This window comes from Brevibacterium sp. FAM 24630 (assembly GCF_049804075.1).
GTDB lineage: Bacteria > Actinomycetota > Actinomycetes > Actinomycetales > Brevibacteriaceae > Brevibacterium.
This window is the reverse complement of the sequence record NZ_JBNBZD010000001.1, coordinates 39,411-52,402: the sequence shown is the minus strand read 5'-3', so window position 1 is coordinate 52,402 and position 12,992 is coordinate 39,411. Positions and strand designations below refer to the sequence as shown.

Annotated in this window: 13 protein-coding genes; 11 read left to right on the top strand and 2 right to left on the bottom strand. The window is 66.6% G+C overall.

Translation table 11 applies throughout. The features are described 5' to 3' along the window. Positions 1–10: 10 nt before the first annotated feature. The gene (dapF, locus tag ACPUD7_RS00220; protein ID WP_135539322.1) at positions 11–1,000 is read left to right on the top strand and encodes a diaminopimelate epimerase; all 990 of its coding nucleotides are present in this window, start codon (positions 11–13) and stop codon (positions 998–1,000) included. A gap of 96 nt (positions 1,001–1,096) precedes the next feature. On the opposite strand, the gene ACPUD7_RS00215 is transcribed toward dapF, so the two are convergent. Then, the gene (locus ACPUD7_RS00215) at positions 1,097–1,711 is read right to left on the bottom strand and encodes a class I SAM-dependent methyltransferase (protein WP_135539320.1); all 615 of its coding nucleotides are present in this window, start codon (positions 1,709–1,711) and stop codon (positions 1,097–1,099) included. A gap of 129 nt (positions 1,712–1,840) precedes the next feature. Between ACPUD7_RS00215 and hflX the strand changes: the two genes are divergently transcribed. Both hflX and ACPUD7_RS00205 read left to right on the top strand, forming a co-directional pair. Then, the gene (gene hflX / locus ACPUD7_RS00210) at positions 1,841–3,313 is read left to right on the top strand and encodes a GTPase HflX (protein ID WP_135539318.1); all 1,473 of its coding nucleotides are present in this window, start codon (positions 1,841–1,843) and stop codon (positions 3,311–3,313) included. Beyond that, positions 3,310–5,280 carry an ATP-dependent DNA helicase gene (locus ACPUD7_RS00205; protein WP_135539316.1) on the top strand — a complete coding sequence of 657 codons (1,971 nt, stop codon included), beginning with the start codon at positions 3,310–3,312 and terminating at the stop codon, positions 5,278–5,280. The genes hflX and ACPUD7_RS00205 overlap by 4 nt, the downstream gene beginning before the upstream one ends. A gap of 117 nt (positions 5,281–5,397) precedes the next feature. On the opposite strand, the gene lexA is transcribed toward ACPUD7_RS00205, so the two are convergent. Next, on the bottom strand, positions 5,398–6,153 hold the full coding sequence (gene lexA, locus ACPUD7_RS00200) for a transcriptional repressor LexA (protein ID WP_135539314.1): 756 nt from the start codon (positions 6,151–6,153) through the stop codon (positions 5,398–5,400). Positions 6,154–6,387: 234 nt separating this feature from the next. On the opposite strand from lexA, the gene ACPUD7_RS00195 reads away from it, so the two are divergent. The 8 genes from ACPUD7_RS00195 (at position 6,388) to ACPUD7_RS00160 (ending at position 12,983) form a co-directional block, all read left to right on the top strand. Then, on the top strand, positions 6,388–6,726 hold the full coding sequence (locus ACPUD7_RS00195; RefSeq protein ID WP_135539312.1) for a LysM peptidoglycan-binding domain-containing protein: 339 nt from the start codon (positions 6,388–6,390) through the stop codon (positions 6,724–6,726). A gap of 154 nt (positions 6,727–6,880) precedes the next feature. Further along, positions 6,881–8,098: a histidinol-phosphate transaminase gene (locus tag ACPUD7_RS00190; protein WP_425118768.1), complete on the top strand. Its 1,218-nt coding sequence runs from the start codon at positions 6,881–6,883 to the stop codon at positions 8,096–8,098. Then, positions 8,095–8,691, top strand: a complete 597-nt coding sequence (hisB, locus tag ACPUD7_RS00185; protein ID WP_135539308.1) for an imidazoleglycerol-phosphate dehydratase HisB — start codon at positions 8,095–8,097, stop codon at positions 8,689–8,691. Before ACPUD7_RS00190 ends, hisB begins: the two co-directional genes overlap by 4 nt. Further along, entirely contained in the window at positions 8,688–9,290 is a 603-nt protein-coding gene (locus tag ACPUD7_RS00180) for a hypothetical protein (protein ID WP_425118767.1), read from the top strand. Before hisB ends, ACPUD7_RS00180 begins: the two co-directional genes overlap by 4 nt. After that, positions 9,287–9,895: an imidazole glycerol phosphate synthase subunit HisH gene (gene hisH, locus ACPUD7_RS00175; protein WP_425118766.1), complete on the top strand. Its 609-nt coding sequence runs from the start codon at positions 9,287–9,289 to the stop codon at positions 9,893–9,895. Before ACPUD7_RS00180 ends, hisH begins: the two co-directional genes overlap by 4 nt. Positions 9,896–9,972: 77 nt before the next feature. Next, complete coding sequence (gene priA / locus ACPUD7_RS00170; protein ID WP_135539303.1) at positions 9,973–10,710, top strand: bifunctional 1-(5-phosphoribosyl)-5-((5-phosphoribosylamino)methylideneamino)imidazole-4-carboxamide isomerase/phosphoribosylanthranilate isomerase PriA; 738 nt, start codon at positions 9,973–9,975, stop codon at positions 10,708–10,710. A 4-nt stretch (positions 10,711–10,714) separates the two neighbouring features. Then, positions 10,715–11,497: an SseB family protein gene (locus ACPUD7_RS00165; RefSeq protein ID WP_425118765.1), complete on the top strand. Its 783-nt coding sequence runs from the start codon at positions 10,715–10,717 to the stop codon at positions 11,495–11,497. Positions 11,498–11,636: 139 nt separating this feature from the next. Further along, positions 11,637–12,983, top strand: a complete 1,347-nt coding sequence (locus ACPUD7_RS00160; protein ID WP_425118764.1) for a M20 family metallopeptidase — start codon at positions 11,637–11,639, stop codon at positions 12,981–12,983. Positions 12,984–12,992 lie beyond the last annotated feature (9 nt).

Genomic DNA, 12,992 nt, shown 5'->3' with positions numbered 1-12,992 from the left:
GGATGGTGCCATGAGCACTCCGGATACCCCGTTCGCCGCCTGGACCGATGTCTCCTTCCTCAAGGGACACGGCACGCAGAATGACTTCGTCCTGCTGTCCGACGATGACAGCGAACTCGAGATGCATCCGGAAACCGTGGCCACACTGGCCGACCGGCGAGCCGGGCTCGGCGCCGACGGCATCATCCGCATCGTCCGGTCCGCCGCCAGCGGCATCCCCGGCGCAGCCGAGCAGGCCGCAGCCGGCGCCGAATGGTTCATGGACTACTACAACAACGACGGCAGCCTGTCCGAGATGTGCGGCAACGGTGTGCGTGTCTTCGCCCACGTGCTCGTGACCAGCGGTCGCGTTCCGGCCGATACCCGCGACATCCTCGTCGGCACCCGCGACGGAATCAAAACCGTGCGCACCACCCTCAACCCGGCACTCGGCGTCCAGACCGGCGACGACGTCGTCGGCACGGGAGCGTCGGGACCCGGCTCGGCCAGCGACGCCTGGTACACGATCGACATGGGCGACTGGTCACTCGACCCGTCGAGCTCGGTGCTCGTGACCACCGGCGGCGTCGAAGTCGCTCGACCCGGACTGCGCGTGTCCACCGGCAATCCGCATACGGTCGTCGCGCTGGCCGAACACTCCGAACTCTCTGCCGCCGATCTGCGTGACGCCCCGGTCCTCGACCCGGTGCCCGCGGACGGTTCGAACGTCGAATACATCGTCATGGAGCCCGCTCGCTCCGACGTTGCCGGAGGAGAGGGCGCACTGCGCATGCGGGTGTTCGAACGCGGAGTCGGCGAGACCCGCTCCTGCGGCACCGGCGCATGCGCCGCAGCGATCGCCGCCCACCACTGGGCGGGGGAGACCTCGCCGCTGCAGTGGCGCGTCGACGTGCCCGGCGGACAGCTGCGCATCGAGATCGACCCGAACCCCGAGGGCACGAGCGGACGTGTCAGCCTCGCGGGCCCCGCGACCCTCGTCGCCAGCGGCACCATCAGCTGAGGCGCGAGCGGACCGCACTTCGTACGCGCAGCCGAGCCCGACCTCGGCGAGGGAAGACCTCAGCCTCGGCGCGGAATGACGTGTCGAACCGAAGACTCAGCCGCGGTGGACGGTGAGGACGCGAAAGCCCTTCGACGAACCCGTGCGTTCGATCGTGAACCCGTCCCCGAGCATCTGCGCGATCCATTTCTGCAGGGAATCGGCCCCGAGGTTCTTCGACACGACGAGATCGGCCCGACCGCCCGGCGCCAGTCGCGGCAGCCAGGTCTCAAGCAGTTCGTGGAGGGCGGCCTTGCCGATGCGGATCGGGGGATTGGACCGGATGGCGGAGAACTGGAGGTCCGCGGGGATCTGCTCGGCGGTGACGGGAGCAATCGAATCGAGTCCGAGCCGGCGCGCGTTCGCCGCTGTCGTCTCCAGGGACCGGGAGTTCACGTCGAGTGCCCACACTCGCAGGGCCACCTCGGCGTCCTTGGCCTCCAATGCGGTGTGCAGGGCGATCGGCCCCCACCCGCAGCCGAGGTCGAGGACATCACCGGTCGGCGGTTCGGGCAGATGCCGCAGCAGCACGGCGGTGCCGAGATCGAGGCGAGTCGGTGAGAACGTGCCTGATACGGTTTCGACGGTGACCTCGCGGCCGGCCAATTCGAGGCGCAGTTCGCGGGTCTTGGCCTCACTGCTCGGAGATTCGGTGAAATAGTGCTCTGACACCACTTCAGTCTAGACGGCTGTGGGAGAATTGATGGACACCATCGTCGGTGCGATGCGCCACCGTCGGTGCGCAGCAGGACCACGCCCACACGATCAGTACCGTGCGGGCGGCAGAGAACAAAGGAATGAATGACGTCTGAAGACAAGGAGCGTCGCAACGCGATGCTCGACCGTGTGCTCTCCCGAGGCGCCCAGGCCCTGGACGATCACGACACCACCCGCGAGGACGACCAGTTCGACCTCGCCGAGCGTGCCGCACTCACCCGTGTGGCCGGACTCTCCACCGAACTCGAAGACATCACCGAGGTCGAATACCGCCAGGTCCGACTCGAACGCGTCGTGCTCGCCGGCATCTGGAACACCACTCAGGCCGAAGCCGAGAACTCGATCCGTGAGCTCGCGGCGCTGGCCGAAACCGCCGGTTCGGACGTCCTCGACGCGCTCATCCAACGCCGTGACAAACCGGACCCCGGCACCTACCTCGGCAAAGGCAAGGCGAACGAACTCGCCGAGATCGTCGCCTCCGTCGGCGCCGACACCGTGATCATCGACTCCGAGCTCGCCCCCAGCCAGCGTCGCGGCCTCGAGGACGTCATCAAGGTCAAGGTCGTCGACCGTGTCGCCCTCATCCTCGACATCTTCGCCCAGCATGCGAAATCCCGTGAAGGCAAGGCCCAGGTCGAACTCGCCCAACTCGAATACCTCCTGCCGCGCCTGCGCGGTTGGGGCGAGTCGCTGTCCCGGCAGGCCGGCGGTCGTGTCGCCGGCGGTGCCGGAATCGGCTCCCGCGGACCCGGTGAGACGAAGATCGAACTCGACCGCCGCCGCATCCGCACCCGCATGTCCAAACTGCGCCGTGAGATCGCCGCAATGGCCCCGTCACGGGAGACGAAGCGGAAGAACCGCGCCCGCCACCATGTGCCCTCGGCCGCGATCGTCGGATACACGAACGCGGGCAAGTCCTCCCTGCTCAACCGGCTCACCGATGCCGAGGTGATGGTGCAGAACGCGCTGTTCGCCACCCTCGACCCGACCGTCCGACAGGCGAAGACCGCCGACGGCATCGTCTTCACCTACACCGACACCGTCGGTTTCGTCCGCAACCTGCCCCACCAGCTCGTCGAAGCCTTCCGCTCGACGCTCGAGGAGGCCGCCGGTTCGGATCTGCTCCTCCACGTCGTCGACGCCTCCCACCCGGACCCGCACGGGCAGATCCACGCCGTGCGCGAAGTCCTCAAAGACGTCGAGACCGGGGACATCCCCGAACTCCTCGTGTTCAACAAGTCCGATCTCGCCGAGGAGGCCGTGATCACCGGTCTGCGCGCGGAATATCCGAAGGCGCAGTTCGTCTCGGCCGTGACGAGGGAAGGCATCGACGCCCTCGTCGAGGCCATCGAGAGTCGGCTTCCCGCCCCGGACATCGACATGACGCTGCTCGTCCCCTATGAACGCGGCGACCTCGTGTCGAAGATCTACGCCCTGGGCACCGTCGAACACGAATCCCACGGGTCCGAAGGCACGAGCCTGCAGGTGAAGGTGCCGGCCGAAATCGTCGACGAGCTGCGTGAGTTCCAGCGTCCGGACCTGGTCATCGACGAGTGAAGGCTGTCGACGACCTCCTCGAATCCGCCGTTGGGGCCATCGGCGGATCGCCCAGGCAGGGTCAGCAGGATATGGCTCAAGCGGTCGCCTCGGCGGTCGACAAAGGCATCCACCTGCTCGTGCAGGCCGGCACCGGCACGGGCAAGTCCCTGGCCTACCTCGTGCCGGCGGCCGAATACGTCAATCGCACCGGCGGGAAGGTCGTCGTATCGACAGCGACCCTGGCGCTGCAGACGCAGATCATCCACCGTGACCTGCCGCGTCTGTTCAAAGCCGTGAAGAAGGACCTCGACCCGCTGCCGAGGGCCGCTCTGCTCAAGGGCCGACGGAACTATGTATGCAAGCACAAGCTCTCCGGCGGGTACCCCGACGAAGGCGAAGGAATGCTCTTCGACCTCGGTGCTGACGCCGAGGCGGGACGCAAACCGGCCGAACGCTCCGGCCTGGGCGAGGAGATCCAGAGGATCCGCACCTGGGAGAAGACCACAGACACCGGTGACCGTGATGACCTCATGCCCGGTGTCAGCGACCGCGCCTGGTCGCAGGTGTCCGTCAACGCCTTCGACTGCCTCGGATCGAACTGCCCCCTGTTCACCGAATGCTTCGCTGAGATCGCCCGGAACAAGGCCGCCGAGGCGGACATCGTCGTGACCAACCATGCGCTGCTGGCCATCGACGCCTTCGGCGAATCGAACGTGCTGCCCGAACACGATGTCATCATCATCGACGAGGCCCACGAGCTCAAGGACCGGGTGACCAACGCCCTGTCCGGGCAGATCAACACGAGCATGCTCTCGGCCGCGACGAGTTCGGTGCGCAAACACACCACCGTCCAGGACGGGGTCGTCTCCCTTCTCGACTCCGCTGCGGCGGCACTCGAACGCGCACAGTCCTCGGTGCCCGAAGGACTCATCCTCCATATGAGCGAAGCCCTCGGGCTGGCATTGACGCAGATCCGCGACTCCGCCCGACAGATCATCAACGACATCGGAGGCAAGACCGAAGACGCCGATGCCGGCCGGCAGATGGCCAAGGCCCGGTGTCAGGAGATCTTCGAACTCGCCGAACGCTTCTGCGATCCGGGCAAGAACGACGTCATCTGGCTCTCGCGGTCGACATTCCGGGAGAAGGAGACGACGAACCTCGTCGTCGCACCCCTGAGTGTGGCCGGGACCATGCGCTCGGGCATCTTCGAAGAGTCCACCGTCGTGGCCACCTCGGCGACTCTGTCCTTGGGCGGGAACTTCGACGCGGTCGCCGCATCCTTGGGACTCTTCGGCCCCGACGCCCCGAAATGGGACAGCCTCGACGTCGGCTCGCCCTTCGACTACGGCAGACAGGGCATCCTCTACGTCGCCTCCCACCTGCCCAAACCCGGACGCAGCGGCCTGAGCGACGAAGCGCTCACCGAACTCGAAGAGCTCGTCAGAGCCTCGAACGGCGGGGCACTGGGACTGTTCTCCTCTCGGGCGGCGGCCAATGCCGCAGCCGAACACCTGCGGGAGAAATTCGATTTTCCGATCCTGCTCCAAGGAGATGACGGCCTGCCCGCACTCGTCTCCCAATTCACCGCCGATGACCAGACCTGCCTGTTCGGCACCATGTCACTCTGGCAGGGAGTCGACGTGCCGGGCCGGACGAACCGGCTGGTCATCATCGACCGGCTGCCGTTCCCGCGCCCCGACGACCCGCTCATGCAGGCCCGCGCGCGGGATGCCGATCAGCGGGGTGTCAACGGCTTCATGGCCGTCTCCGCCACACATGCCGCGCTGCGTCTGGCACAGGGAGCGGGTCGGCTCATCCGCTCGACCAAGGACAGGGGAGTGGTGGCCGTGCTCGATTCGCGGCTGCGTTCGGCCCGGTACTCCGGCTTCCTCGTCAACTCGATGCCGCGGATGTGGCCGACGACGAACGCTCAGCTCGTGCGCACGAGCCTGGCCCGCCTCGCCGAGTCCGAAACGGAATGACTAGGCACTGCGCCTCGACGACCGATCGCTCCGCCTGAATGGCAGAACGCCTGCGACCGATCCGGTCGCAGGCGTTCTGTGTTCGAGCGTTGAGTGCCGGGGCCGCCGGCAGTGTGCTCAGAGGCGGCGGATGACAGCGACGACGAGCCCCATGATCTGGGCGTAGGTGCCGTCGATCGGCTCATAGTTCTCGTTCTGCGGCATCAGCCACTGCTCACCCGCCTTGCGCTTGAGCGTCTTCACGGTCGCCTCGCCGTCGAGCAGCGCCGCAACGATCTGGCCGTTGTCCGCGGTGTGCTGCTTGCGCACGACCACCCAGTCGTCGTGGCAGATGGCGGCTTCGATCATCGAATCGCCGACGACCTTGAGCAGGAACATCTCACCGGAGCCGACGACCTGCGTCGGCAGCGAGAAGATGTCATCGACTTCCTGTTCGGCGAGGATCGGGCCACCGGCGGCGATCCGTCCGACGACCGGCACCTGCACGGTGTTGTTGGCAAGCTCTTCGAACTTCGCCCGCTCCGCCTCTTCCTCTTCGAACGGATTGACGACCTCGATGGCGCGCGGGCGCTTCGGATCGCGGCGGACATAACCGAGACGTTCGAGCTGGGAGAGCTGGTGGGCCACGCTCGAGAGCGAAGCGAGTCCGGCGGCCTTGCCGATCTCGCGCATGCTCGGCGGGTAGCCGTTGGTCACGACAGCGCGTTCGATGGTTTCGAGCACGAGACGCTGACGTGGGGTGAGGCGGAAGTCGTCTTCGCCGGTCGAACCCTCAGGGATCTGAATCTCGTCGTCATCGCTGCGAGCGGCAGCGATCTCACTGGCAACATCTTCGTTGCGAGGCCGGCCTCTGCCTCGTTTGTTCTGAACCATTGCTCGTTCCCCTTCGTTCTATTCCCTGCCGCTGGACGCCGTGATCTCCGCTTCGAAGATACTCGTGTCAGTGCCGGCTGAGATGGTTCTGACAGATCAATCAACAACGCTGGTTCCCTCTCATTGTCGCATAGATGTTCGAGTTGGACTGGACATTTGTTCGATTGGCATGTTGAATAGAACAGACGTTCTACCGATTGCTGGTGGAATCGTACGAATGAAAGAGGTAATGCGATGTCTGCACAGAACACCGGGCTGCGCCTGACCACTCGTGGACGCCAGGCGGTTCGCCTTCTCCGGACCCTGCTCATTGCTCTCGTCGTCATCGGCGGAGCGCTCCTCCTCGCCACCCAGTCGTTCTCGGCCGCAGCGGTCGCCGAACCGGAATCCGAGAGCATCGGCATCGAAGCCGACGCGGTCGTCGTCGGTGAAGGCGAGTCGCTGTGGACCGTGGCCTCGAGCCTCGGACTTGATCGCGATACCCGCGATGTCGTGGCCGATATCGTCGACATCAACCATCTGACGACTCCGACCGTCCACCCTGGCCAGACCCTCGACGTCCCCGTCCGCTGAGGGCCGGCCGGGTGAGACCGGCAGCCGCGCAGCGTGGCAACGTGCGAGGTCGCCGGGGAGCTGCTTTCGGCCGCATCGGGCCGGAGCTCCGATGTCGGATCTCGAGGCTCGACCCGCCGCCGGAGCGGTGGGAGTCTCTCGGTAGACTGATCGCGTGGGAAACATCGAATCTTTGCCAGTGCGTGCCGACCTCGTCGGGCTCAAGCCCTACGGGGCTCCGCACCTCGACGTGCCGGTCCAGCTCAACGTCAATGAGAACGCCTATCCGCTCCCGGACGTCGTCGTCGACAGCATGCGTGCCGCCGTCAACAATCACTTCTCCGGGCTCAACCGCTACCCGGACCGGGAATTCACTGCGCTGCGCGAACACCTCGTCACCTATCTCAACGGTGTCAACGAACGCGCAGGAGACACAGTCGCACTCGAACCCGGCATGATCTGGGCAGCCAACGGTTCGAACGAAGTCCTCAGCCACATCGTCCAGGCCTTCGGCGGCCCGGGCCGCACCGTCCTCGGCTTCACCCCGTCCTACTCCATGCATCCGCTCATCACGACCGGGACCGGAGCCGAATGGAGGCACGTCGACCGCAGGGACGACTTCACCCTCGACGCTGAGACCGTCGCCGCCGAGGTCGCACGGGTCGACCCCGATATCGTCTTCCTCTGCACCCCGAACAACCCGACAGGCACCTCGATCGGCCTCGACGTCATCGACGCCGCCTACGAGAACTGTTCGGGCATCGTCATCGTCGATGAGGCCTACGCGGAATTCTCCCGCCCGGCCGCATCCTCGGCGATGACCCTGCTCGACGGCCGTCCGCGCCTCGTCGTGTCCCGCACCATGAGCAAGGCCTTCGCCTGTGCCGGGCTGCGCTTGGGCTATGCCATCGCCGCCCCCGAACTCATCGACACCCTCCGCCTTGTCCGTCTGCCCTACCACCTGTCCGAGGTCACACAGGTCCTTGCCTGCACCGCCCTCGAACACGCCGACGTGCTGCTCGGCAACGTCGACCGGCTCATCGACTCCCGCAACCGCATGTCGGAGCATCTCGCTGAAGTCGGCTTCACCGTCCACGACAGCGATTCGAACTTCGTGCTCTTCGGCAACATCTCCTCACCGGCACGACTGTGGCAGGAGCTGCTCGACCGCGGCGTGCTCATCCGCGACATCGGCATCGCCGGCCACGCCCGCGTCAACGCCGGCACCGAGGATGAGACCGACGCGTTCCTTCGCGCCATCGATGAGATCCTCGCCGAGTCCCCGGACATCCTCGCCGAACGACCGACGTCTCCGCCCAGCTCAACGGCTCCCAGCGCGGCTCCCTCCGGCTCAGCTCCGTCATCCTCCGCCCCGACGAAAGGCACACCATGAGGCAGGCCCAGAACTCACGCACCACCTCCGAGTCCACGGTGTCCGTGTCCGTCGACCTCGACGGCACCGGCACCTCGAACATCTCGACCAGCGTGCCGTTCTTCGACCATATGCTCACCGCCCTGGCGAAGCACTCGATGATCGACCTCGACGTGACTGCCACCGGCGACACCCATATCGATGTCCACCACACCGTCGAAGACACGTCGATCGTGCTCGGCCAGACTCTGCGTGAAGCCCTCGGCGACAAGATCGGCATCCGTCGCTACGGCTTCGCCGCGGTTCCACTCGACGAAGCCCTGGCCCAGTGTGTCGTCGACGTCTCCGGTCGCCCCTACTTCGTCCACGCAGGCGAACCCGACGGTCAGCAGTACCACCTCATCGGCGGTCACTTCACCGGTTCGATGACCTCCCACTCGCTCGAATCCATCGCCTTCCACGGCGGACTGACCGTCCACCTCGACCTCGTGCGCGGTCGCGATCCGCACCACATCGTCGAAGCCCAGTTCAAGGCCTTCGCCCGTGCCCTGCGCGAAGCCGTGGAAGAAGACCCCCGCAGCAATTCCGTTCCCAGCACCAAGGGAGTCCTGTGAGCACGACCGTTCTCGTGACCCCCTTCGGGGTCGCCCAGCAGCTGGCCGCAGCCTGCGTGCTGTCGAACATCCACGGCACCATCGTTCCGATCGGGGAGTTCACCGGAATCGTCCTCGCCGACACCGATGTGCAGGCCGGCAACGAGGCGGCTGCCGCGATCTCGAAGCTCGCGGGCAAACATGAGGTCCTCCTCCTCGTCCGCAGTGAAGAGCAGATCGATGCCGGACATTACCGTCACGGCAACCGCGAATCCGATGTTCCCGCCGGGCTGGCTCTGAAGAACCTGCCCGATGTGCTCGAAGGTCTCCTGCTCGAAACCGTCGCCGCCGAAGACGTCGACGGCAATATCCCGACGAGTTCGATGACGAAGCTGCAGGCCAGCGCCGCCACCATGACGCCGGGACGTGCCGCGGTGGCCCGCACCGCGCTGCTGTGGATCGTCGCCGCGGTCCTCGCCGGTCTCGTCGCTGCCTTCGGCGTCGCATTGGGCCTCGGCGGCAACACCGTCGCCTGGGTCGTCGCCGTCTTCGGTGCCATCGTCCTCGGATTCTCCCTGTGGCGGATCTGGTCGGTGCTGAGCAAGGGCGCAAAGCGATGACGACGGTCGCGGTCCTCGACTACGGCGCCGGAAACGTCCGCTCCGCTGTGCGCGCGGCCGCTGCCGCCGGCGCCGAGGTGACACTGACGGCCGACCACGACGTCATCAACGACTCCGATGGTCTCCTCGTCCCCGGCGTCGGTGCCTTCTCCGCCGTCATGACGGGACTGCAGAACTTCGGGGGAGGCGAACTCATCCGGACCCGCCATGCACAGGGCCGTCCGCTGCTGGGCATCTGCGTGGGCCTGCAGGTGTTCTTCGCCCGAGGCGAGGAACACGGCGTGCAGACCGACGGCATCGGCCTGTGGCCGGGAGCCGTCACCGGCCTCAAGGCCCCGGTCGTTCCTCACATGGGCTGGTCGCAGGTCTCCGCGCCGGAGGACTCGCAGATGTTCGCCGGCATCCGCGAGGAGCGCTTCTACTTCGTCCACTCCTATGCCGCGACCCAGCCGCCTCCCGACACCAAGGTGACCACGGCCCGACACGGCAGCGACTTCATCGCCGCCGTCGAAGACGACACCACCTGGGCGGCCCAATTCCATCCGGAGAAATCCGCCGAAGCGGGAGCGCAGCTGCTGCGCAACTGGATCGGCACGTTCTCGTAGAGCCCCGCTCAGTTCCTGACCGAGCGCACCGACTAGCATTGCCCGAATCCCCTGGCACCCTTCGCAGAAAGGTCACAATGACAGAGACCCCGAACAAGCTCGTCCTCCTTCCCGCAGTCGACGTCGCCGACGGCAAAGCCGTCCGGCTCGTCCAGGGTGAAGCCGGCACCGAAACCGACTACGGTTCACCCATCGACGCGGCTCAGGACTTCGAGAGCAGGGGAGCCGAGTGGATCCACCTCGTCGACCTCGATGCCGCCTTCGGCCGCGGTTCGAACTCGGACCTGCTCAACCAGGTCGTCAAGGCCGTGGGGATCAAGGTCGAACTCTCCGGCGGAATCCGCGACACCGAAAGCCTCGAGCGCGCACTCGACACCGGCGCCGAACGCGTGAACATCGGCACCGCGGCACTGGAGAACCCGGAGTGGACGGCTGAGATGATCTCCCGCTTCGGCGACCAGGTCGCCATCGGACTCGACGTCCGCGGCACGACGCTGGCCGCCCGCGGCTGGACGCAGGACGGCGGAGACCTCTACGAAGTTCTGGAGACCCTCGAAGCGGCCGGCTGCTCTCGCTACGTCGTCACCGATGTCCGCAAGGACGGCACCCTGCAGGGCCCCAACGTCGAACTGCTCAAGTCCCTGGCCGAGAAGACCGAGACCCCGATCGTCGCCTCCGGCGGTGTCTCCAGCCTCGACGATCTGCGTGCCCTGCGTGAGCTCGTGCCCTTCGGCGTCGACTCGGCGATCGTGGGAAAGGCACTCTACGCCGGCAAGTTCACTCTGGAAGAGGCCCTCGACGTCGCAGGACGGTGAGCCGGTGAGCACACACTCGCACGGTCCAGAGGACTCCCATCAGCCCACGGACTCGGCCGGACAGGCCTGGGCCGGGCGGGAGCTCAAACCCAACCCGTTCTCCGGGGACTCCGGACTGGCCGACACCGCACTGCTGGAAGCGTTGAACCAGGTCGCACAAACGCCCCTGGAACCCGCCGCACACCAGCAGGTCGTCACGGCACTGTCCGGGGCCCGGCTCTACGCCCCGATCGTGCCGATGGTCGTCGACCAGGAGGTCGGAGAGAACGGGCTCATGGCCGACAACTCTTCGGAGATGGCGATGGTCCGTCTTCAGGCCGAGGACGGACGCGAGTGCACGCCCGGCTTCTCCGGCATTCCGCCGCTGACCGCCTGGCACCCGGATGCGCGTCCCGTGCCGATCGAATCCGAACGGCTCGTGCTCGGTGCGATCGAGGCCGAATCCCAGCTCGTCGTCCTCGACCCGGGAGCCGAGCCCTCGTTCCTGCTGCGCCGGCCGTCCATGTTCGCCTTCGTCCAGTCCCAGCCCTGGACCCCGTCCTGGGCCGACGCCGAGGTGGCCCGGCGTCTGCGTGCCATCGCCGAGTCGTTTCCGTGGCTGGCTCGGCTGGGCGTCAGCCCCGGCAGCAACTCCGTCCACTTCGCAGGACCGGAGCTCGGCATCACCCTCGGCGTCGAATCCGAGGTGCCGCAGGAAGAGGTGCGCCGGTTCCAGGAGACCGTCGCCGCCGATGAGGAGCTCGTCGCGAAGATCGACTCCCTCGCCATCCGCATCATCGAAGCCTGAGACTCACCGAACCCCGGCATCGACGAGACCCCGACGGACACCGGATCATGCGGTGCCGCCTCGGCGGATTCGGACATGACGGGATCGGAAATGACGGAATCGGGTGTGCCACAACGGCAAGACACCTATGCTTACAGCCATGAGTGGAATCCGTGATCTCAATCACCCGACCGCACCGGACGAGAGCTACCTCGACCAGATGGCCCACCAGACCCGGATTCGGGCCGAAGCGGCCGCCGACTGGGACTCGGACTTCGCCGGTGCCCCGGAGACGAGCCGCACCGGAATCGCCGCAGGCCTCGAGGCCGCACAGAGCGAGCTGAAGGACCTGCTCCACACGATCCATACGCTGGCCGAGACCGCCTTCGTCGAATTCGAATCCGTCGCCGCAATCGCCTCGGTACTGGACAAGCACGGCATCGACGTCGAGACGGGACTGTACGGGGTCGAGACGACGCTGCGGGCCACGACCGGTTCCGGGCAGGGTCGGACCATTGCGATCCTCGCCGAATACGACGCCCTGCCCGAGATCGGACACGCCTGCGGACACAACATCATCGCCACCGCGGGAGTCGGCGCCTTCCTCGCACTCCACGCACTGTATGAGAAGGATCCCGAGGCTGTGCCGGGCACCGTCGTGCTGCTGGGCACCCCGGCAGAAGAGGGGCACTCGGGCAAGGAGGTCATGGCCCGGGCCGGTGCCTTCGACGGTCTCGATGCGGCGATCATGGTCCACGGCTACGGTTACGACTGCGCCGACCAGGTGTGGTTGGGACGGCGACTGCTCACCGTCACCTACTCCGGCATCGCAGCCCACGCCTCGGCGCAGCCGTTCATGGGCCGCAACGCCCTCGACGCGGCGAACCTCTTCTACCAGGGACTCGGCCTGCTGCGGCAGCAGATGCCCCCGATCTCGCGCCTGCACGCCGTGATCACCGACGGCGGCACCCGACCGTCGATCATCACCGAGGCCGCCACGGTCCAGTGCTACGTCCGGTCGAAGTTCCCAGAAACGCTCAAGGAGCTCTCGGACCGGGTCGAAGACGCCGCGCAGGGTGCTGCACTGATGACCGGCACCGGAGTCGACGTCGCCTGGGACGAACACCCGCCGTCGCTGCCCGTGCGCGCGAACTCGGCGCTGACCCGACGTTGGGCAGAGCACGAACAGGCCCGCGGGCGGTCTCCGCTTCCCCGCGGTGTCCTCGACGAGTCGATCGCCGCATCCACAGACTTCGGCAACGTCTCCTACCGGATCCCCGGCATTCACCCGCTCATCAAGACCGCCGACGCCGAGGTGGCCCTGCACACCCGTGAATTCGCCGAAGCCGCGAAGACCCCGGCCGCAGAGTCAGCAGCGAGCGACGCGGCCTATGGACTGGCGTGTACGGCCCTGGACTTCCTCGTCGACGATGCCCTGGCCGCCGAAGTCGCCGAAGAGTTCGCTCGAGACGGGGGAGCCATCGACGTCGAGAACTACTTCGCCTGATCGCCTGAG